Annotated in this window: 14 protein-coding genes and 1 pseudogene; 8 read left to right on the top strand and 7 right to left on the bottom strand. The window is 65.5% G+C overall.

Annotated elements, in window-relative coordinates; all coding sequences use genetic code 11:
• Positions 1-329, bottom strand: a pseudogene (locus XcyCFBP4188_RS10645) (xylose isomerase); the annotation flags it as partial.
• A 327-nt stretch (positions 330-656) separates the two neighbouring features.
• Here XcyCFBP4188_RS10645 and ttcA point away from each other — a divergent pair.
• The 3 genes from ttcA to XcyCFBP4188_RS10620 all read left to right on the top strand — a co-directional run bounded on the left by ttcA (position 657) and on the right by XcyCFBP4188_RS10620 (position 4,060).
• Positions 657-1,571 (top strand): tRNA 2-thiocytidine(32) synthetase TtcA, encoded by a 915-nt coding sequence (ttcA, locus tag XcyCFBP4188_RS10635; protein WP_006451136.1) that lies wholly within the window; start codon positions 657-659, stop codon positions 1,569-1,571.
• A 63-nt stretch (positions 1,572-1,634) separates the two neighbouring features.
• Positions 1,635-2,540, top strand: a complete 906-nt coding sequence (locus XcyCFBP4188_RS10630) for a recombination-associated protein RdgC (protein WP_006451137.1) — start codon at positions 1,635-1,637, stop codon at positions 2,538-2,540.
• A gap of 734 nt (positions 2,541-3,274) precedes the next feature.
• Entirely contained in the window at positions 3,275-4,060 is a 786-nt protein-coding gene (locus XcyCFBP4188_RS10620; protein WP_006449082.1) for a YgjP family zinc-dependent metalloprotease, read from the top strand.
• 94 nt (positions 4,061-4,154) lie between these two features.
• Here XcyCFBP4188_RS10620 and XcyCFBP4188_RS10615 read toward each other — a convergent pair whose 3' ends face one another.
• Positions 4,155-5,018, bottom strand: coding sequence for an alpha/beta fold hydrolase (locus XcyCFBP4188_RS10615; protein WP_046933065.1), 864 nt, complete (start codon positions 5,016-5,018; stop codon positions 4,155-4,157).
• A 2-nt stretch (positions 5,019-5,020) separates the two neighbouring features.
• Positions 5,021-5,986 carry a ferrochelatase gene (gene hemH, locus XcyCFBP4188_RS10610; RefSeq protein WP_043907487.1) on the bottom strand — a complete coding sequence of 322 codons (966 nt, stop codon included), beginning with the start codon at positions 5,984-5,986 and terminating at the stop codon, positions 5,021-5,023.
• 154 nt (positions 5,987-6,140) lie between these two features.
• Here hemH and XcyCFBP4188_RS10605 point away from each other — a divergent pair, with 154 nt between their 5' ends.
• The 4 genes from XcyCFBP4188_RS10605 to tatC all read left to right on the top strand — a co-directional run bounded on the left by XcyCFBP4188_RS10605 (position 6,141) and on the right by tatC (position 8,737).
• A complete protein-coding gene (locus XcyCFBP4188_RS10605; protein WP_043907489.1) occupies positions 6,141-7,043 on the top strand; it encodes a lipid-binding SYLF domain-containing protein in 903 nt (300 codons plus the stop codon).
• Positions 7,044-7,115: 72 nt separating this feature from the next.
• Positions 7,116-7,343, top strand: a complete 228-nt coding sequence (gene tatA, locus XcyCFBP4188_RS10600; protein WP_006449086.1) for a Sec-independent protein translocase subunit TatA — start codon at positions 7,116-7,118, stop codon at positions 7,341-7,343.
• A 15-nt stretch (positions 7,344-7,358) separates the two neighbouring features.
• Positions 7,359-8,003 (top strand): Sec-independent protein translocase protein TatB, encoded by a 645-nt coding sequence (gene tatB, locus XcyCFBP4188_RS10595; RefSeq protein WP_104592075.1) that lies wholly within the window; start codon positions 7,359-7,361, stop codon positions 8,001-8,003.
• The gene (tatC, locus tag XcyCFBP4188_RS10590; protein ID WP_006449088.1) at positions 8,000-8,737 is read left to right on the top strand and encodes a twin-arginine translocase subunit TatC; all 738 of its coding nucleotides are present in this window, start codon (positions 8,000-8,002) and stop codon (positions 8,735-8,737) included. Before tatB ends, tatC begins: the two co-directional genes overlap by 4 nt.
• A 350-nt stretch (positions 8,738-9,087) precedes the next feature.
• On the opposite strand, the gene XcyCFBP4188_RS10585 is transcribed toward tatC, so the two are convergent.
• Together XcyCFBP4188_RS10585 and XcyCFBP4188_RS10580 are read right to left on the bottom strand one after the other, a co-directional pair.
• Positions 9,088-9,987, bottom strand: coding sequence for a BPSS1780 family membrane protein (locus XcyCFBP4188_RS10585; protein ID WP_104592074.1), 900 nt, complete (start codon positions 9,985-9,987; stop codon positions 9,088-9,090).
• A gap of 57 nt (positions 9,988-10,044) precedes the next feature.
• Complete coding sequence (locus XcyCFBP4188_RS10580; protein ID WP_006449090.1) at positions 10,045-10,797, bottom strand: glutamine amidotransferase; 753 nt, start codon at positions 10,795-10,797, stop codon at positions 10,045-10,047.
• 466 nt (positions 10,798-11,263) lie between these two features.
• Here XcyCFBP4188_RS10580 and xopAD point away from each other — a divergent pair, with 466 nt between their 5' ends.
• Positions 11,264-19,552, top strand: a complete 8,289-nt coding sequence (gene xopAD / locus XcyCFBP4188_RS10575) for a XopAD/skwp family type III secretion system effector (protein WP_074065944.1) — start codon at positions 11,264-11,266, stop codon at positions 19,550-19,552.
• Between the two features lie 118 nt (positions 19,553-19,670).
• On the opposite strand, the gene XcyCFBP4188_RS22850 is transcribed toward xopAD, so the two are convergent.
• Both XcyCFBP4188_RS22850 and XcyCFBP4188_RS10570 read right to left on the bottom strand, forming a co-directional pair.
• Complete coding sequence (locus XcyCFBP4188_RS22850) at positions 19,671-19,814, bottom strand: hypothetical protein (RefSeq protein ID WP_155767015.1); 144 nt, start codon at positions 19,812-19,814, stop codon at positions 19,671-19,673.
• A gap of 206 nt (positions 19,815-20,020) precedes the next feature.
• A complete protein-coding gene (locus XcyCFBP4188_RS10570; RefSeq protein ID WP_104592073.1) occupies positions 20,021-21,835 on the bottom strand; it encodes a GspE/PulE family protein in 1,815 nt (604 codons plus the stop codon).
• Positions 21,836-21,889: the final 54 nt, after the last annotated feature.

Raw genomic sequence — 21,889 nt, 5'->3', positions numbered from 1 at the left:
TCGTGGAAGCAGTAATACGGCACGCCGAGCTTGGTGAAGAATTCGAACGCGGCATCGGCCTTGGCTTCGGCACGATTGAGTGCGGTGTTGCCCACATCCCACGGATACGCGCGCGTGCCAGGGCCGAACGGATCGGCGCCGTTGCCGCAGAAGCTGTGCCAGTAGGCCACCGCAAAGCGCAGATGCTCGGCCATGGTCTTGTCGCCGATCTGCTTGTTGGCGTCGTAGACCTTGAAGGCCAGCGGGTTGTCAGAGTCACGGCCTTCGAAGCCGATCTTGCCGATGCCGGGGAAATATTCTTTCGCGCCGATGTAGACGGTGTTGCTCATACGGTCGAACTCCTGCAAATGTTAGCGCTACCAAAACCGCGACTGAAAAAAGCCGCGCCATGCAGCGAAGCCGAAGATGCCATGCCGATCCCGAGTGAAGCGGTCTGCCGGACTTTACCCAGCCCGGCGCAGAAAGGCTTGCTGCGCTGCGAGATGTCCGCCGTGCAACCGGCCTCGCGGCGCACCGCGCAGCCGTGATGGGCTCGCTCGCCACGCGGTACGGCGAACGACCGCAGCACGCCCCACCTACAAGCGACTGACCGCTCATTCAGCCGCACGCGGCGCGCCCCGGCCCGCCGCGCGCGGGGCAGCTACAATGGCCGGCTTATGACCGCTGTCCTGCCGCTGCCGCAACCCCTGGCCGACCCCGCGCCGCGCGACCCGCGCCAGCGGTTGCAGCGTGAGCAGCTGCGCCTGGGCAAACGCCTGCAGCGCCAGGTGGGCCAGGCGATTGCCGACTTCGGCATGATCGCCGCCGGCGACAAGATCATGGTGTGCCTGTCCGGCGGCAAGGACAGCTACACCTTGCTGGACATGCTGCTGCACCTGCAGCGCAAGGCGCCGGTGCCGTTCACCCTGGTGGCGGTCAATCTGGACCAGAAGCAGCCGGACTTCCCTGCCCACGTGTTGCCGAGCTATCTGCGCGGTCTGGACGTGCCGTTCGACATCGTCGAGCAGGACACCTATTCGGTGGTCAGCCGGGTGATTCCGGCCGGCAAGACCATGTGTTCGTTGTGCTCGCGGCTGCGGCGCGGCGCGCTGTATGCCTATGCGCAGGCGCACGGCGTGACCAAGATCGCGCTCGGTCATCATCGCGACGACATCGTGGCCACGTTCTTCATGAACCTGTTTCACCACGCCCGGCTCGCGGCAATGGCGCCCAAGCTGCGCAGCGACGATGGCCAGCATGTGGTGATCCGCCCGCTGGCCTATGTGCGTGAAACCGACATCGCCGCCTACGCGCAGGCGCGCCAGTTCCCGATCATTCCGTGCAACCTGTGCGGCAGCCAGGAAAATTTGCAGCGCCAGCAGGTCGGCCGCATGTTGCAGCAGTGGGATCGCGAGCAGCCCGGGCGGGTCGAACAGATCGCCCGCGCGCTGGGCGATGTGCGGCCCGAGCAACTGGCCGACCGCACGCTGTTCGATTTCCTGTCGCTGGGCGGCTGCAATGACGCAGCATCGCCCGATCCGGATTCCAACGCCTGGCTCGCAGCAAGCGATATCACACACGATAGCGACTGACGCGGCCCATCCGGCCGCCGTCCGTCTTCCACCCTCCACGTTTCCTCCTCTTCGGTCTTACGCATGTTCTTTCGCAATCTCACCTTGTTCCGCTTTCCCACCACGCTGGATTTCTCCGAGATCGACACGCTGCTGCCGCAAGTGCAGCTCAAGCCAGTCGGCCCACTGGAAATGAGCTCGCGCGGTTTCATCTCCCCGTTCGGCCGCGACGAGCAGGAAGTGCTCTCGCACCGTCTGGAAGATTTCCTCTGGCTCACCGTCGGTGGCGAGGACAAGATCCTGCCCGGCGCGGTGGTCAACGACCTGCTCGAGCGCAAGGTCGCCGAGATCGAAGAGAAGGAAGGCCGGCGCCCCGGCGGCAAGGCACGCAAGCGCCTCAAGGACGATCTGATCCATGAGCTGTTGCCGCGCGCCTTCGTCAAGAGCTCGCGTACCGATGCCATCCTGGACCTGCAGCACGGCTACATCGCGGTCAACAGCTCCAGCCGCAAGAGCGGCGAGAACGTGATGAGCGAGATCCGCGGCGCGCTCGGCAGCTTCCCGGCGCTGCCGTTGAATGCAGAGGTCGCACCGCGTGCCATCCTCACCGGCTGGATCGCCGGCGAGCCCCTGCCCGAAGGCCTGAGCCTGGGCGAAGAATGCGAGATGAAGGATCCGATCGAAGGCGGCGCGGTGGTCAAGTGCCAGCACCAGGAACTGCGCGGCGAGGAGATCGACAAGCACCTGGAATCCGGCAAGCAGGTCACCAAGCTGGCGCTGGTGCTGGATGACAATCTGTCGTTCGTGCTCGGCGACGATCTGGTGATCCGCAAGCTCAAGTTCCTCGACGGCGCACTGGACCAGCTCGAACACAGCGACGACGACGGCGCACGCGCCGAACTCGATGCCCGCTTCGCGCTGATGAGCGCCGAAGTGCGCCGCCTGTTCCTGTTGCTGGAAACCGCGTTGAAGCTGAGCAAGGCGGAGTAACCAGGACTCCGGACAGTGGCGTCGTTGAGGCGCGATCCGAGGCGTAAATCAAAAGCTTTCGGTGAGTCGAGGGCGCGGTGCCCTCACCGCTCGCGGGACACGCCGCAAGTACGTCCTTGTAGGCTCGGTGGCGGCATCCATGCCGCCACACGGTCCCGCAATCGGTGAGGACACCGCACCAGAAAGATTGCTGGTCGCTTTGTTGAAAGACATGCACACCGACATTCCCGATTGGTCCTTGCCCGCCCACCGTCGCGGGACCTTACGCGGCATGGATGCCGCGTAAGAGCCTACACGGACGTACTTGCGGCGTGTCCCGCGATGGTGGGCGGGCAAGGGCCCTGCAGCCAAGCCGCAGATCATCCGCTCCACAACCGACCCATCCACACCGTTCGATTACCTCTCAAGTTGACCGAGAGCTATAGGGACGTACTTGCGGTATGTCCTGCGATGGTGGGCAGGCAAGGGCCCTGCAGCCAAGCCGCAGATCATCCGCTCTAAAAACCGACCATCCACAAGAAAACCAGCTCTCAAGACAACCGAGAGCTTGAGCATCAGCGTCGTTTGGATGTTCCCAAGCCCAGCGGTTGAGGGCGCGTTGAGCTGCGCGTTGCGCATTCCGCCAGGGATGGCGTGATGGATGCAGTGCCACCACAGATCATGCGCGCGCCGTCATCGCATGTCTCAATCATTCCATCTCACCACCTGACACATCGCAGCGCTATCCTGTGCCCATGTTCAAGCCCGTCCGCCGCCTCATCGCGCCCACACCGCAGCTTGTCGAACGCGACTGCGTGCGTCTTGAACTGGAAGGGCGCCAGATCGAGGTGTTGCGCGTGCGCGACCCGCGTGCGCGGCGCATCAAGCTTAGCGTGGACGAACGCGGCGCCCGGCTGACGCTGCCGATCCGCGCCAGCCTGATGTCCGGCGAACGTTTTTTGCTGGCGCATCTGGAGTGGCTGAGCACGCAGCTGTCGCGCTATCAGCAGGTGGATGCCTTTCCCGCGCTGGAGCGTGGCGTGCCGGGGCTGCTGCCATTACGCGGTGCATTGCTGCCGCTGAGCTGGCACGACGGGCGCTATGCACGCATCGAACTCACCGATGACGGCGCACAATTCCATGTGCCCACACGACTGGGCGATGCAGGCCTGCGTCGCACGCTGAAAGAATTCTACGAAGCGCAGGCACGTGCCGATGTCGGCCGCTGGTTGCCGAGCTATCTGCCTGGCTTGCCGCGCGCACCGGCACGGGTGCGGTTCAAGGTAATGTCCTCGCAGTGGGGCTCGCTCGCACCCGATGGCTCGATGGCGCTGGATCTGGCGCTGGTGCTCGGCCGCCCGTCCGCGTTCGAGTACGTGCTGGTGCACGAGCTCTGCCATCTGGTACAGGCCAATCACTCGCCCGCGTTCTGGGCCGAAGTGGAACAGCGCTTTCCCGCCTGGCGCGACGAACGCAGCTATTTCCACGAACACGGCCGCCAACTCAAGGCGCAGTTGCGGCGGTTGTTGCAGGCCGAGTGACAGGCGGTGTTTCGCACCGCCCGTCACAAACTTGATGACACCCATGCTGCGATGGCAATGCGTGTTTTCGTGCAGGCACAACCCGCACCCACTATCACTCGCGCGGCGGCAACTCGGCAAAAAACCCATTGATCACCGCTGCCACTGCTTCCGGTGTTTCCATATGCACGTGGTGCGTGCCCGGCAGAAGATGCAGGCGCGCATCGCGCATCAGCGCCACGCGGTGATCGCGTAACGCATCCGGGAAATACACCTGCGCGGGCGTGGCGAAGATGGCCTGGGTCGGGCAGGCGATGGAGGCCAGCAATACGTCGATCTGCGCTTCGGTCATGCGGATCGCGGTCGGCAGGGTCAGGCGCGGGTCGCTGCACCAGCTATAGCCGCCTTCCACCGCGCACACACCGCGCTCCACCAGCAGGCGTGCGGCCGGTTCGGTGAGCTGGTTGGCCATCATGCGTGCGCGTACCGGCATCTCCATCGATGGAAACACCCGCAGCGGCCGCTGCGCCAGCGTGCGTGCCGAGGCCACTGCATCGCGCAGGCGGGTGGCGGTGCTTTCCACCGGCTCGGCCAGCGCGCCCAATGCTTCGATCGCGATCAAGGCTTCCACGCGTTCCGGCGCCGCGGCCGCGAGCAGGCTGGCAACGCCGCCGCCCAGCGAGTGGCCGAGCACGCTGAAGCGCTCCCAGCCCAGCGCATCGGCCACCTGCAGCAGAATCCCGATCGCGCTGCTGAGTGTGTATTCGGCACCGGTCGGCAACCACGCGCTATGGCCGTGACCAGGTAGATCGAGCAGCACCAGATCCAGATCCTGCGCGTGCAAGTGTGCGCTCAGCGGTAGAAAGCTGGCCGCGTTGTCGAGCCAGCCATGCAGTGCCAGCATCCGGCGCGGGCCGCGCGCGTGATTGCGCAACCCTGTGATCCTGCCAATGTCCAGGTCGCACGCAAACGGCTCCAACCTCATACGCGACGTGCCAACGCGGCCAGTGCCTGCGCATGTGCCGGGCTGGCGTTGAGACACGGGATATAGCTCAGTGTGGCGTTACGCTCGGCCAGCGTTTCGGCAAAGCCCAAGGCCACTTCTTCCAACGTTTCCAGGCAGTCGGTGGCAAAGCCCGGGCAGACCAGATCGAAGCTGCGCACGCCACCTTCGGCCAGTTTCCACAGCGTCGGTTCGGCGTAGGGCTGCAGCCAGCGCTCCGCGCCGAAGCGCGACTGGTAACCCATCTCCCAGTCGTCCGCGCTCAGGCCCAGCGCGGCGACAATCGCCTGCGCGCTGCGCTCGCATTGCTGCGGGTACGGATCGCCGGCATTGGCCACGCGTTGCGGCAGGCCGTGGAAGGAGAACATCAGCTTCTCGCTGCGCCCGTGCGCCTGCCAGTGCGCACGGATCGAATCGGCAATCGCCGCGACCCAGCCGGCGTCTTCGCAATAGTCCTGGATCACCTCCACCGCGATCTCCGGCGCGCTCGGGCGCCAGGCATCGATCACGTCCTGAATCGACGCGGTTGTCGTCGTCGAATACTGCGGATACAGCGGCAGCACCACGATGCGCTTGATGCCGCGCGCACGCAGCGCCTCCAGCGTCCTGCGCAGCGCCGGGGCGCCATAGCGCATGGCCCATTCCACATGCCAGTCCGGCATGACGTCTTTCAGGCCTTCGGCCAGACGGCGCGTGTACACCGCCAGCGGCGAGCCGTCCGGCAGCCACACCTTGGCGTACTTCTCGGCCGATTTGGGGCCGCGGATCGGCAGGATCACCCCGTACAGCAGCGGTTTCCAGAACAGCGGCGGGATCGCCACCACGCGGCGGTCGGTGAGAAACTCGGCCAGGTAGCGGCGCACGGCCGGGGCGGTAGGCGACTCGGGCGTGCCGAGATTGACGAGCAGCAGGGCGGTATCAGGAGTGGTGTTCATGCGCACCATTCTGGCAGAGCGCAGCAACGCTGCCGAGGACCGAACACCGATCGGCCTCATTGACCGCATCTTGATCGCCCGGTTGCGCTCACCACCGATTCATTGCGCCACCACTAACGTCGCGCCATTGCTATCTTTGACGGATCGTCCTTTGGAGCTTGTCATGCCCCGTTTGTCGCGCCTGGCCCTGTTGTTGTCGCTGACCTTCGCCGCCGGCCATGCCGTTGCCGGCCCGGAAGAGGACCAGCGCGCGCGTAACGCGGTTCGCGTGCTCAACGAGATCATGAAGATCCCCGAGCAGTCCATCCCGGACAAGCTGCTCGACGAGGCACGCGCCATCGTGGTCATCCCCGACACGCTCAAGGCCGGTCTGGTGATCGGCGGCCGTCGCGGCCACGGCCTGATGTCGATGAAGAACGCCGACGGCAGCTGGTCGCAGCCGGTGTTCGTCAAGCTCACCGGCGGCAGCATCGGCTTCCAGGCCGGCGTGCAGTCCTCCGACGTGGTGCTGGTGTTCCGCAACGACCGCAGCCTGGACAACATCGTCAACGGCAAGTTCACCCTCGGCGCCGATGCCGGCGTGGCCGCCGGCCCGGTCGGCCGCAATGCCGCCGCCGCCACCGACGGCCAGCTCAAGGCCGAAATCTGGTCGTGGTCGCGCGCGCGCGGCCTGTTCGCCGGGGTCGCACTGGATGGCGCGATCCTGCAGATCGACGATGCCGCCGATCTGAATGCCTACGGTGGCGGCGCCACCCCGCGCATGATCTTCGAAGGCCGCACCAACGAGCGCGCGTCCACCGATGTGATCGCCTTCCGCGATCGCCTGGAAGAGGCCACTTACACCGCGCGCGCCAATCGCGGCACCGATGGCGCCGCCGAGGGCACCGCACCTGCACCGCGTCCGCAAACCCCGCCACCGGCACAGGCCGCGAGCACCCCGCCGCCGCCGGCCAACGAGGCCAGCACCGTGCCGATGCAGCCCAGCGCCACGCCGCCGCCGCAACAGGGATTCCAGCCGGTCTCCGATGGCGAAATTCGCACCGAATCGCTGGACGGCAACCGCTAAACCGCTGTCATCCCCCTGCGCGGTGCGCTGGGGTATCCTGCGTCTTCCTTCTTTTCAGCAAGCGAGCAGATCATGGGCGGTTTCAGCATTTGGCACTGGCTGATCGTGCTGGTAATCGTGTTGCTGGTGTTCGGTACCAAGCGGCTCACCAGCGGTGCCAAGGATCTCGGCAGCGCGGTCAAGGAATTCAAGAAAGGCATGCACGACGACGACAAGCCGGCCGCAAAGCTCGGCGACGACGCACGCACGGCCGAGCAGGCGCGTGAGGCGCAGGCCGAGCGCGACCGCGACGCGCGTTGATCCGGAGCGGCGTCGGTGTTTGACATAGGTGTTGGCGAACTGACGCTGATCGCAATCGTCGCCCTGGTGGTGCTCGGTCCCGAGCGTTTGCCCAAGGCGGCCCGGTTCGCCGGATTGTGGGTGCGCCGCGCGCGCATGCAGTGGGATTCGGTCAAGCAGGAACTGGAACGCGAGCTGGAGGCCGAAGAACTCAAGCGCAGCCTGCAGGACGTGCAGACCTCGCTGCGCGAGGCCGAAGACCAGTTGCGCAACAAGCAGCAGCACCTGGAGCAGGGCGCCCGCGCGCTGCATGACGAGGTGGGTCGCGATATCGATATCCGCAGCACTACGACACCGGTGGCGACGCCGCTGGAGCTGGCGCATGCGGATCTGTCGGCCGGGGCCAATGCCGAGCCGGTCGTAGGGACGTCGGCGGCAGGAACGCCGGCAGTGGCCGCCGTCGCTGCACCAGCGGCTGCGGCACCGGTGATTGCACAGGCACAGCCAATCGCCCCGGCGCCCCATCAAACGTTGGTACCGGCCCCACATGACCCCGTGGTGCCGGCACCGCATGCCGCACATCTCACCAGCGCGCATGCGCCGGTTACTGCTGCACCCATCGATGCGAGCACCGCGACAGAGCCGACCGCGCCAACCAAGATCCAGGAGAAGCAGCCGTGAGCCTGTTCGACGACGCACAGGCCGAAAGCAGTCTGATCGAGCATCTGGTCGAGTTGCGTGCGCGGCTGGTGCGCGCGCTGATCGGCCTGGGCGTGGTGCTGTTGGCGCTGCTGCCGTTTTCGCGGGCGATCTATTCCTGGCTGGCCGCACCGCTGATTTCGCAGCTGCCGCTGGGGCAGACGATGATCGCGATGAATCCGGCCGGCGCGTTCTTCGCCCCGCTCAAGCTGACCTTCTTCGTGGCGGTGTTCTTCAGCGTGCCGTGGCTGCTGTATCAGGCCTGGGCATTCGTGGCGCCGGGCCTGTATCAGCGCGAAAAGAAGCTGGCGTTTCCGCTGCTCGCCTCAGCGGTGGCGTTGTTTTATATCGGCTGCGCATTCGCGTATTTCCTGGTGTTGCCGGCGGTGTTCCACTTCCTGACCACGTTCAAGCCGGACGTGATCGCGATCACCCCGGACGCCAATTCCTATCTGGATTTCGTGCTGGCGATCTTCTTCGCCTTCGGTGCGAGCTTCGAGTTGCCGGTGGCGCTGGTGATCCTGGTGCTGCTGGGCTGGGTCACGCCCAAGCAACTGAGCGAAGGCCGCGGCTACGCCATCGTCGGCATCTTCATCCTGGCCGCAGTCCTTACCCCGCCGGACGTGGTCTCGCAGCTGATGCTCGCCATCCCGATGTGCCTGCTCTACGAACTCGGTATCGTCGCCTCACGCGCGGTCGGGCCGAAAGCCGCCTAGCGCGCCCCGCGTCAGGCACCGACAGTGCCAGGCCTCTCCTTGTAGGAGCGCACTTGTGCGCGATGAAGCGTTACCGGGAGAGCCTTCATCGCGCGCAAGCGCGCTCCTACGATGCCCGAGTGATCCGGTCGCAGGCACGCACACACGCGTTTGATGGCCAAAGCAGTGCTTGACGTGTCAGAACGAGGGCTGGGAGTGCGAGATGGACGCCTGTTTGCACAAGGCGCCACGACGACGCATGTGCTAGCTGGCACCAATGTGCTGCTTGTGTAGAAGCGCACCCGGGCGCGATAGAGGCTCTCCCGAGAAAGCTTCATCGCGCCCAGGTGCGCTCCTACAGATCACGCACCTCAGGCGGCAAACACGTCCGGGCGCGACGGCGGGGCCGGCTGTGCAACGGCGCCTTCGTGCGTGAACATCTGCTTCCAGGCGGCGTAGACCGAGCCGGCAAACACCGGCATCAGCACGGCCATCAGCAGCAGCTGGGCCAGCCACATCGCCACGGTCTGCCCGGCCACCAGACCGACGATCAGCGCCACGATCATCACTGCGAAATAGATCGCGAAGATGCTGATGAAGGCCAGCACGAAAAACACCAGCATCGCCGGCAGGTTGTGCAGGCTGGCGCGCAGGCTCTCGCGCAGCGCGTGGCCGCCGGTGCTGCGGTCGAACATCACCTGCGGCGGCATCACGAATAGCGCCAGCGTCATTGCCGCAAAGGTGGCAATGGTCAGCAGCAGCCACAGCAGGATGCGGCCGGCCGGCAGGCTGGCGGCAAGCTGCTCGATCTGCACCGGGTCCGGCCGCGCGCCGGACTGGCTGATCTGGTTGATCTTGACCATCACCTCGGACAATTGCTGCAGCCCGTTGGCGCCAATCATCACCAGCAGCAGCACGCCCAGCAGCAGGCCGGCGATCAGCTGCGGCAGCAGCGACACCAGCAGATGCGGCGCGCGGCCGTCCTGCAGGCCGTGCAGCAGATGCGACGGTTTGGCGATGCGGCCTTCGTCCACCTCGCGGATCGCCCACAGCATGCCGCCCATGAACAACGGGCCGGCCAGTACCAGCAGGAACTGCAACGCCGGGCCGAGCAGCGGCACCAGCACCGACAGCGACACCACCAGGGTGGCGGTCACGCTCCAGATCACCCCCAGCGAGCCAAGCGCCAGCGGCGCCCGCTTCAGCAGCGAGAAACCGGTCAACAGCCATTCTGCGCCGGCAGACGCCGGCACCTTGCGGATTTCGCTCATTCCCATTCCGGATCGACACGCACCGGACCATCCGGCGTGCAGCGATTATCGCTGCTTTTACGTGTGCGCGGCGGGATGAGCGATAACTGTTTGCAGGCCGCGTGCGTGATGCACGAAGCGGCGCAGCAGCTTGCGGGCGATCGGCGCTGCGGTGACCTCGCGGGCGACTGTGCGGGCGCAGTGGCCATGGCGGGCGATGCACTCGGCGCGCGCCTGCACATAGCCGCGCATGTGGTGGGTGGCGAACTCCGGATGAAACTGCACGCCCCAGGTGGCCTGGCCCCAGCGGAACGCATGGCAGCGGTCCTGGCGCGAATGCGCCAGCACGATGGCGCCATCGGGTGCGCGCACCACGGTTTGCATATGCGTGGCGTGTGCGGGGAAATGCGCCGGCAGGCCGGCAAACAAGGGGTCTTGCTCGGCTGGCGGGTGTAGTTCCAGCGCGATGGTGCCGGACTCGCGCCCGGCCGGGTTGTAATCGACCTCGCCGCCCAGCGCATGCGCCAGCAGCTGATGCCCGTAGCAGATGCCCAGCAGCGGCATGCCCTGGTGGGCGGCCTCGCGCAGCCAGTCGGCGCTGCGTTCGCTCCACTCGGCGCGGTCGGTGACATAGGCGGCCGAGCCGCTGACGATGGTGCCGGCAAAGCCCGCGCGGTCGGGCAGGCGGCCGCCGTTGGCGACATCGACGGCGACGGTCTCATGCTCGGCCAGCCCGGCCGCGACGCGGATCCAGTGCCGAAAACGGCCGTATCGCTTCATCTCCGGCACGGGATGCCCGGTTTCGATGATCAGGAACGGCAAAACGGACATGCGCGAAGATCCGGACACGACAAATGACCCCGATTGTAGGCGGCAGTGACGCGTTTTTTTCAAGCGCCACCCCAATACGCGCGCTGCGGGTCATTGCCGAATGACATGTCCTGATTCCCTCGCGGCTGGATGGAGGTGATGGTGACGGTCACCGATGACTGTGGCACGCCCTGTTTATCGGCAGAAAAGCGCGCGACTGGACTGACGGGCGTTTGCGCCGTCGCTGTGGTCAGGTCAATACGGGGTTCTGCAGGATTCGCATAAAAAAAATCGAATTGTGCCTAACCCCCCCGAACACTGTACCTGACGGCCGCAGAGCACAGCCGTGCCGGCGTGCTGTATCCCAGATGTTCAATCCATGCAATGCATTGGGGGCCATTGGCCCAACTCGCAGCCAGCGTCGCACACGTCGTCGAGGCTTCGTATTGACGAAGTCGCTTGCGGCCGGATTGACTAAATTTCGGGCATGAAAACCTATGCCAACAACCCAAATTCGTTACGCACAAACTTGCCTTCCGCCCATGAGGAACAGCCCGGGCCAGCGGAGGATCAGGCAACAGCCAGTACCAGGGGCAACCATCCACTACTTGGACGGCCGCCCAGCAAACGGCGGCGGGTAGAGTCGGATGAACCTGGGGCGTCGATGCGACCCAGGAAGCCCTTGCCTGCGAATGAGCGAACCGGAGCTAGCGAAGGTGCATGGGACAGGCGCCTGGGGCAATCGGTCACCCGCTCACACTGGCCCGATGATCCCACCGACCAGCACGGCATCGCGCCCGATCGGCGCCTGGACACAGTGCCCGCTGACGTCAGCGTCGCGTCGTCGCATCCCAGGCCACAACGACCAACGCATGATGGTTTGGAGGCGAGGGTAAATCTTCGATCGACCGATCAGCAGTCCGACCGGATCGCAGGAAAACGACCGCGCGAAGAGCAAGAACCCTATCGGCAGCCAAAGCGGCTCATCCATGGCGTGAGGTTGACGACGGCAGACCTTCGCATGGCCGAAGATCAGCTGGACTCGGCGGCAAAAAAACAGCTGCAGGTGCAGCGACAGCAGCAGCGGCGACAGTTGAGTGAGTCCGGCGGAATCGCTCGGAACCACAACGCTGGCCTGTGCGTGTCCATGGCATATGACAACGAGCTGGCGCGTCGCATGCGTGACGGCATGGCTTTGCCGTTCCTGGAAGAGGGGGTCAACCTGCAAATCAACGCACGGCGGCTCGACAAATATCTTCAGCTGATCGCCCATGCACGGCGCGCCAGGAGGGCAGGCGTAATGCCTCGCGATCTCGATCGTTGCACCGAGCTCGCGGCGCAGTATCTCTGCGAGACCGGGTGGTTCGAAGGTGCATCGCTAGCGCAGCTGGCGCATGTGGGCAACAAGCTGAGCAAGCACCCGAACCAGCCAGCGTGCATAGATGCAATCGCGTGGATCGCCGGGCAGCTCAATCAGGCCGATGATTTAGTGGGGCTGAGTGGCTACCTGTCGGCGCTCCTCCTGAACGCGTTCGCAAAGAATATCGACAGCGGCAGGTGTGAACGCGCGGTGGCTCGCTTGGCACGTCACCTGCTGCGTGACAACCGAGTCCGGCAGTCTTTGAACGCGTGGGAAATTAGCCTGGCACTCAATACCTTCAGCAAGTGGTTCGATAATCCGGATTGCCAGGCCACGGCGCACCGGCTCGCCGCGCTTGTCGCCAGCGACAAATGCCTGCGTTATGCAATGGATGCACAGAGCGTGGCGAATACGCTCAACGCCCTGTGCAAATGGCCCGACAACACGGCCTGTGCGGCCGCCGCCAGCGCGCTGGCCGGGCGGTTGGCCGACGACGGCAAATTGCGCAAGGACCTCAAGCCGCAAGAAGTGGGCAATGCGCTCAACGCCCTGAGCAAATGGCCCGACACGCCGGACTGTAAGAATGGCGGCAGTGCGCTGGCCGCACGGCTGGCCGACGATCCCGCGTTGCGCAAGGACCTGGACCCGCAAGGCGTGGCCAATGTGCTCAACGCCCTGAGCAAATGGCCCGACAACGCGGCCTGTGCGGCCGCCGTCAGTGCGCTGGCCGGGCGGCTGGCGGACGAGAGCAAATTGCGCAAGGACCTCAAGCCGCAAGAAGTGGCCAATGCGCTCAACGCCCTGAGCAAATGGCCCGACACGCCGGTCTGTGGGGAGGCTGTCAGCGCGCTGGCCGCACGGCTGGCCGACGAGAGCAGATTGCGCAACGACCTCAATTCGCAAGGCGTGGCCAGCGCGCTCAACGCCCTGAGCAAATGGCCCGACATGCCGGCCTGTGCGGCCGCCGTCCGTGCGCTGGCCGGGCGGCTGGCCGACGATCCAGGGTTGCGCAAGGCCCGGGACCCCATCCACGTGACCCAAGCGCTCAATGCCCTGAGCAAATGGCCCGACACGCCGGTCTGTGGTGAGGCTGTCAGTGCGCTGGCCGCACGGCTGGCCGACGATCCCGCGTTGCGCAAGGACCTGGACCCGCAAGGCGTGGCCAATGCGCTCAACGCCCTGAGCAAATGGCCCGACACGCCGGCCTGTAAGAATGCCGCCAACGCGCTGGCCGCACGGCTGGCCGACGAGAGCAGATTGCGCAACGACCTCAATTCGCAAGGGGTGGCCACCGCGCTCAACGCCCTGAGCAAATGGCCCGACACGCCGGCCTGTGCGGCCGCCGCCAGTGCGCTGGCCGCACGGCTGGCCGACGATCCCGCATTGCGCAAGGACCTGGACCCGCAAGGCGTGGCCAATGCGCTCAATGCCCTGAGCAAATGGCCCGACATGCCGGCCTGTGCGGCCGCCGTCGGCGCGTTGGCCGAGCGGCTGGCCGACGATCCCGCGTTGCGCAAGGACCTGTACCCGCAAGAAGTGGCCAATGCGCTCAACGCCCTGAGCAAATGGCCCGACACGCCGGACTGTAAGAATGGCGGCAGTGCGCTGGCCGCACGGTTGGCCGACGATCCCGCGTTGCGCAAGGACCTGGGCCCGCAAGGCGTGGCCAATGTGCTCAATGCCCTGAGCAAATGGCCCGACATGCCGGCCTGTGCGGCCGCCGTCGGCGCGCTGGCCGAGCGGCTGGCCGACGAGAGCAAATTGCGCAAGGACCTGGACCCGCAAGAAGTGGCCAATGCGCTCAACGCCCTGAGCAAATGGCCCGACACGCCGGTCTGTGGGGAGGCCGCCAACGCGCTGGCCGCACGGCTGGCCGACGAGAGCAGATTGCGCAACGACCTCAATTCGCAAGGCGTGGCCACCGCGCTCAACGCCCTGAGCAAATGGCCCGACATGCTGGTTTGCGGGGAGGTTGTCAGCGCGCTGGCCTTGCGGCTGGCCGACGAGTCCAGGTTGCGCAAGGACCTCAAGCCGCAAGAAGTGGGCAATGCGCTCAACGCCCTGAGCAAATGGCCCGACACGCCGGACTGTAAGAATGGCGGCAGTGCGCTGGCCGCACGGCTGGCCGACGATCCCGCGTTGCGCAAGGACCTGGACCCGCAAGGCGTGGCCAATGTGCTCAACGCCCTGAGCAAATGGCCCGACATGCCGGTCTGTGGGGAGGTTGTCAGCGCGCTGGCCGCACGGCTGGCCGACGAGAGCAAATTGCGCAAGGACCTGGACCCCATCCACGTGACCCAAGCGCTCAACGCCCTGAGCAAATGGCCCGACACGCCGGACTGTAAGAATGCCGCCAACGCGCTGGCCACACGGCTGGCCGACGAGAGCAGATTGCGCAACGACCTCAAGCCGCAAGGCGTGGCAAATGTGCTCAATGCCCTGAGCAAATGGCCCGACATGCCGGTCTGTGCGGCCGCCGTCGGCGCGCTGGCCGGGCGGCTGGCCGACGAGAGCAAATTGCGCAACGACCTGGGCCCGCAAGGCGTGAGCCAAGCGCTCAACGCCCTGAGCAAATGGCCCGACATGCCGGCCTGTGCGGCCGCCGTCGGCGCGCTGGCCGAGCGGCTGGCCGACGAGAGCAAATTGCGCAACGACCTGGGCCCGCAAGGCGTGGCCACCGCCCTCAACGCCCTGAGCAAATGGCCCGACATGCCGGCCTGCGAGGCGGCCATCGACCTCTTGGCTGCGAGGCTGGCTGAGGACCACGATCTGCGACACGTCATGGAAGCGCAAGACGTGGCCATGGCGCTCAATGCGATGAGCAGATCTCTCGGAAGGCCGTCGCGTCAATCGGCAGGGGTACTGCTCAGCGAGCGTGCAGGCTCGGCCGAGCTGCCCTGGCAGCAGTTCAGTATGCGTGGGATCTCCATGATGGCGAACGCGATGTCCCACCTGCTGCACCTGGACGATGAGGAGGATGGGCCATTCCAGGCCCTGGGTGTGGCAAAACTGCAGGCCATGGCCGGGCACCTGGACCTGCACCGCGAGCGTTTTGCGTCCGCCCCGGCCGCAGATATCGGGATACTCCTCAAGGCCCTTGCATCGGCGCGACTTCAACGCCAGATGCGTCCGCTTGGTCAGCCAGCGCTGGAGCGGGTGTCGGCACTCATCGCGGATGACGGATTAAGCCAGACCAGCCTTGAGGGTATCGGCAGCCTATGCATGGGATTGCTGCCGTTTATCTTCAGTCCGGAGCTGAGCCCCCGCCATCGCGGCCAGGCATTAAACGTGTTCAACAGGTTGCAGCCCATCGTCGCGCGCAAGATCGACCTGTACCTGAGTGGCGGTGGCGCGCGCGCTTCGGCCGACATCGAACAGCACGCAACGCGCTGCCCGGCGTTGACCTTCTACCAGGTGCTCAAAGCCTATGCGGTGGTGAGCCGGCAATGGAAACCGCGCAACGTTGAAGGCTCGCGGACGGACCTACTCCAGCGCCGCGAACAACTCGCGAAATGGGTGGGTCTGACGCTGGAGCGGACCCGTAAGGCCATCGAGGCGGACCTCGGCGAGATGAGCTGGAACCTGATCGCGCAGATCGAGGCCGGCGACCAGGTGTTTGACGCCCTGGACCTACGCATGGCGAAGGAAGCGCCGACGATTACCCAAACCCATCCACCGACCCGCTTTGACCTGGATCGTGGGCGCTTGAGCATGTGCTCGGTTCCTGGCCAGCCGGTTGTGCCGTCCACCGGCCGCGGCAGCACGACCCATGTCGTGGTTGATCTGCAGGGCAGGGAAATCTCGAATAACCAGACCGAATCGGACAAGCCGTACTCGCTGTTTGCGCGTCTGACCGGCCTGCCGCTGGTGGAGGTGCGCCTGCCCGGGGAGATTTCGACATTCATGCTTGCACGGACGTTCAACTATAACGGTGAGCCCTGGCGCTTCGACATGTTCGGCGGCAGCCGCGCAGCGCGCAGCAAATCGGGTAGCAGCAGCCTCGTGCTGTCTCGCGGGTCTGAGACGGCGTCGCTGCTGCCGGCGTTCCGCTATGCCGACACCGCTCCGGGCAGCAGCCTGATGCAGCTTGCAGCCAAGCTTGCCCCGCAACGTGAGGACTGGTCGCGCATGCAGCGCTCGCTCCTGGAGATGGTCCCGAGCGACCATGTCGTGGAGGGCACCCTGCGGCTGGGAGTGTTCGATGACGTCGACGGACCTGCGCATCCGTTCAAGCCGTTGGCAGTGGATGGAGATCCCTTGGCGTTGTGTCCCAACGATGGCTGCGGCTTTCTGAAATTGGAGGTTGCCTTGTCCATCCCTGCCTTCCGCAAGCATTACGAGGCTTGGCACGCAGTGCAGACGAACCAGGCCAGCCAGGCGCAGCGCGATCTGCTTGCCAAGGACAAGGGCCCTTCGCTGATGCCAGCGCAGGCGCTGCAGCACTACCCGCGCGACGAGGCGGCGCTGGAAGAAGCGCACGAGGCGATGCAGCGCCAGCTTGAGACGCTCCAGCCCGAAGAGGGTGAGCCCCTGGCGTTGTACAAGCTTGCCGTCGGCGGCGGCTACCAGGGCCAGCGGGTCCGGGCGGTGCCATCCGCCGACGACAACGTGCATCTTCCGCGTCAGCGCAGCCAGGCCTTCGACGTCGCTGGCGGCCCCTTGCTGCTGGGCAAGCCACCCTACGACAAGGAGAATCTGCTGCCGGTGCCGGAGGACCGCATCGCGACCGTGGCCAAGGGCGACGCCACCGCCGAGTTCCTCTCGCAGTCCTTCGGCATCCAATACAGCTACACCGGGTTCGACGATCGCTCCGGCGTCGATCTCCAGATGCTGCACAGCAAGGGCATGCTGGTCGTCGTGCCGGAGAAGAATTGGCCGGTCGATTTTGCCGACACGGACCTGGTCTGCTCCAAGGAAGATCTGAAGACGCTGTCGCGCTGGACGAACGGCCGCGACCGCAGCGCCTTGCCGCGCGACGTGGTCAGCACCGGCAGCCTGCGGCTCAAGGACATTGTGGAGCCTGGGCGCCTGGGCGCACTGCCGATTGCCGAGTTGCGCAAACGCAACATGGACACCGACGGGGACGACGCCTTCGTTTACGCAGGCTATCCCAAGCTGGCCGCGCTGATTTCGCGTGTGATGGTTGATCGCGAGGGCAGGCGCGGTCGGCAACAGTCCTTCAAGCCGCCGAAGACGGCCACGCCAGCCATCAACCCGGTCAGCGGCCACTACCAGCCCGGGCGGCTGTCGGAGATCATGTCCCTCAAGCGCGGTCAGCACATCACGTCCGCAGCCGCCACCCTGGCGGCGCGCTTCATGGCGCAACCGGACGACCTGCGCGAAGCGCTTGCACGCAACATGATGTTCGGCACCTACGATGGCATCGAGCGCGACTTGCGCAATGGTTTGCGCGAGGTGCTCGAAGTGGAGGCCCGCGATCCCCAGGTGTTGGCGAACCTCCGCGTCCAGGCGCGCGACGCGATTGAGCGCGCCCACCTGCCCGAGGCGCGCGAAGCGGCCGAGTTGCTGCACGCGCAACTGCTTGGCCTTGAGGCTGGTGCGGCCGCCAGCAGAGACGCGCCGGCTTTGCCCGAGGCCCTGGCGGAGACGTTTCCCGACCTGGCCAAGGCCTACGAGGCCGCGTCTGGCGTCGAAGCACGCATCCACGCCATCCTGGACAACTACCCGGTGTGCCGGTTGTCGCACGCGCAGTTCCCGGACGGGCAACCAGGGTTCATCGCCGGCGAGCTGGAACTGACCATGCGCAACCTTTTCACCATCGCGATCAAGGTCGGCACCGATGCGCTGAAATCCGACACTGGCACGGCGTTGTTCGGCAAGATCGTGGCGGCGTGCGAACGCTCCGAGCGGGGGTTCGACGAGCGGGTACGCATCGTGCCGTATAGCAAGGCGACCGCCCGGGCGATGCAGGAGGGGCGCTTCGATCCTGAACAGACCAAGGGACTTCTGCAGCGCATGCCGTCCATGGCGGCTGGCGTCATGGAGGACGCGCTTCACGCGCTCCAGCAGGCACGCCTGATCGACCCGCCGCAGCCGCCGACCGCGCGTCTGCGCGTCGTGCAGCCAGAGGACATTGCGTTTGAGGCGCAGGCCTTGTTGACGCGTGCGCGCCAGATGGAACCCCAGGTCACCGACATGCTGCGGCGCATTGCCGAGCGCCATGGCGGACAACTGGCCGGAACGCAGCATCAACTGAAGTCGCTCGGCTCGTTGAAGGAAAAGCTCACGCAGCGGATGGCGTTGAAAAAGCAGACGCTGCAAGAAGCGGCGGCCGGCGTCAACGACGCGCTGCGCTACAGCATGGTCCTGGAACCGCAGGACTTTACTGCCGGCCTGCGCGCTGTGCTGGCCACACTGGACGATCGCGGGCATGCACGGATCAAGCTGACCAATCAATTCACCAAGTACCCGCCAGCCTTCAAGGCCATCAATGTCACGCTGCGCAGCCCTGACGGTGCGATGTGGGAGATCCAGTTCCACACACCGGAGACCTTTGAGCTCAAGGAGCAATTCCACGATCTCTACAAGCGCGGACATGCGTTGGCGCTTGGCGGCGCTTCGCGGGCAGAGCAGCGCAAGCTGCAGGCACCTGCGCTAGAGGCATTCAATCGCGTGGCTTCGCCGCCAGAGTGCGAGGAGATCGACGACTGGCAGGAAGAGACCGCCCCGGCGTTGGCAAGCACAACGCCGACGCTCGACTCCAAGCAGAATCCCGCAAGTGCACACGCCTCGCCTGCATACACCGTGTTCGACATCGCCGCAGGCAAGCAAGAGGCGCTGACGCCGGTGTTCAACAAGCTGGCCGACGACTTGGGCGTGCAGCTTTGGGGGAACGTGCGCTACAACGCTAAGGATGGCCGGATCGAGCAGGAGCAGCACGCGCCGTTCCAGAAATCGGTCGCATCGATCAAGGACAGGATTCGGCGCCATGTGGGAGCCGGCATGACGGGTGCTCAGGCCGGTCAGAGCGTGCGCGATGCGTTGCGTTATGCGCTTGAGTTGCCTTCCGAAGATTTCGTGGCGAAGGTACTGGCTGCAAATGACGCGCTGCATCGGCACGGGATGACGTGCGTGACGCTAAAAAACTACTTTGTCTCAGGAGAAGGCATCTACAGGGGCATCAATGCCCGCTTCGCCGATGCCGAGGGCTATGCGTTTGAAGTGCAGTTTCACACTGCCGACAGCTTGAAAGCCAAGGCGCAAACGCACCTGCTGTACAAGCGGATGCAGTTGGCACAGACCAGGCTTGACAAGGAGAAGCAAAAACCGCAGCCCGACCCCGTTAGGCAGGCAAAACTGACGCAGCAGATCGCAGACCACAGAAAGGCGATGCACGAGATGACCACTAACGTGAGCAAGCCCGCTGGCGTCGAGAGTCTGGGTGATCGCGCATGAGGTCCAAGCAACCGTCCGGAAGTTCGGGGAACTGCGACTCTTCAGAAGATCGAGCTGCGCGCCAGACGACGTATCCACCGCAAATGCACGAGCGCCGAGTTCTGCTGGTGCTGGAACATCAGGGCGAGTAGGCCTTGCAGTGGGCGGCGAGTGAGTCGATCACCGTCAAGGTGATCGACCGCTTGGCGTCCGAGAACGGCGTGGGAACCGGATGCGTCTCGGCGTGCATGCTCACCGACCAGGCGCTGGTGGAACGCTTCACTGGATGGCGACGAGACGAGCGACTGGAATGCCTGAGCGAAAACGCGGGATCGGCAGGGACCCGTCTGTCTGACAGCCAGAGAATTTTTCAACAAACCCTGCCCGCCCTCAATGCCTTGCGGCGTCGAGGGTCTCCCCACGGATCATGCACGCCCGTGCCGGCCGCAAAACGCGCAAGCGGCGTGCTCATCAGGACGGAGGACTCGCTTATTCGCGCGGCGGCAGCACCGACAGCACTTCTTCAATGGTGGTCAGCCCGGCAGCGACCTTTTCCAGGCCTGTCCGCCGCAACGTGCGCAAGCCCTCGCCGCGGGCGGCGTGGCTGAAGCTGGCCAGGTCGGTGTCGGCGCGGATCAGGCTGCGCAGGCGCGGGGTCACCGGCAGCAATTCGTACAGGCCCACACGCCCCAGATAGCCGGTGCGGCGGCATTCCAGGCAGCCGACCGGGGCGTGCACGTTGAGCACCTCCGGCAGCGCTTCGCCCGGCTCGCGGATCGCCGACCAGTCGTCGTCGCTGAGCGTGTGCGGGCGCTTGCAGTGCACGCACAAGGTGCGCACCAGGCGTTGCGCCAGCACGCCGTTGAGCGTGGAGGCGACCAGATAGTGCGGCACGCCCAGATCGAGCAAACGGGTGATCGCCGAGGCGGCGTCGTTGGTGTGCAGCGTCGACAGCACCAGATGCCCGGTGAGCGAGGCCTGCACCGCCATCTGCGCGGTTTCCAGGTCGCGGATTTCGCCGATCATGATGATGTCCGGGTCCTGCCGCAGCAGCGTGCGCACACCGCTGGCGAAATCCAGGTCGATGTTCTGCTGGACCTGCATCTGGTTGAATTCCGGCGCGATCATTTCGATCGGGTCTTCCACGCTGCACACGTTCACATCCGGCGTGGCCAGACGCTTGAGCGTGGAATACAGCGTGGTGGTCTTGCCTGAACCGGTCGGGCCGGTGACCAGCACGATGCCGTGCGGGCGCTCGACCAGTGCGCTCCAGCCGGCGGCCTCTTCGGGGCTGAAACCCAACTGCTCGATGCTCTTGAATGCCGAATCCGGGTCGAAGATGCGCATCACGCATTTTTCGCCGAATGCGGTGGGCATCGTGGACAGGCGCATTTCCACCTCGCGCCCGCCTGGCGAACGGGTCTTGATGCGGCCGTCCTGCGGGCGGCGGCGTTCGGCCAGGTCCATGCGGCCGAGCACCTTGATGCGGCTGACCACCGCGGTCATCACCGAGGGCGGCACTTCCAGCACCTTATGCAGCACGCCATCGATGCGGAAGCGCATGCGTCCGGCCTCGCGGCGCGGCTCCAGATGGATGTCGCTGGCCCGCTGTTCATAGGCGTATTGCAGCAGCCAGTCGACGATATGCACGATGTGGTGGTCGTCGGCATTGACGTCGCCGGCGCGGCCCAACTCCACCAATTGCTCGAAGCTGGGCAGGCCAGCGCCCGGCTCGGCGCTGCGCACATCGCCACGCGCGCCGCGCACCGATTGGGTGACGCCGAAGAACTCCATCGTGTAGCGATGCAGGTCCAGCGGGTTGATCAGCGCCAGTTCGATGCGACGCCGGCTCAGATGCTGCACATCTGCCAGCCATTCCAGCGCCAGCGGCTCGCTGGTGGCGATCAGCACGCGTTCGGCATCCAGTGCGAGCGGCAGGATGCGGTGGCGGCGTGCATAGGCATGCGACACCACGCCGGTGACGGCGGCTACATCGATGCGGGTGGGGTCGATGCGCAGATAACGCAGGCCGGTGCGGGTGGCCATCCATTCGGTCAGCCGTTCCAGGCCGAGTTCGCCGGCCGGCGGTTGCGCGGCATGCAGCTTGAGGTTTGCCAGCAGCACCAGCGGATGCACTTCGCTGGCGTTGCGTACGCCGGCAGCGGAGAACTGCACGCGCTCGTGTTCGTGCGGCACCACCATGCCATCGGCAAGCAACGCGGCAGCGACCGGGTCGAACATCAGCCGGCCGCGCGGCAGCAGTGCCACTGCGCCTTCAGGATCGGCCGTACGCCGCTGTTCCATGCTCGATGTTCCCCTGCCGCGGTGCTCCGCGGCAAAGCGCTGCGGGTCGGCCGG

It is taken from the genome of Xanthomonas hortorum pv. cynarae (assembly GCF_002939985.1).
GTDB classification, from domain to species: Bacteria; Pseudomonadota; Gammaproteobacteria; order Xanthomonadales; family Xanthomonadaceae; genus Xanthomonas; species Xanthomonas hortorum_D.
This window is presented reverse-complemented; position numbering and strand designations above follow the sequence as displayed.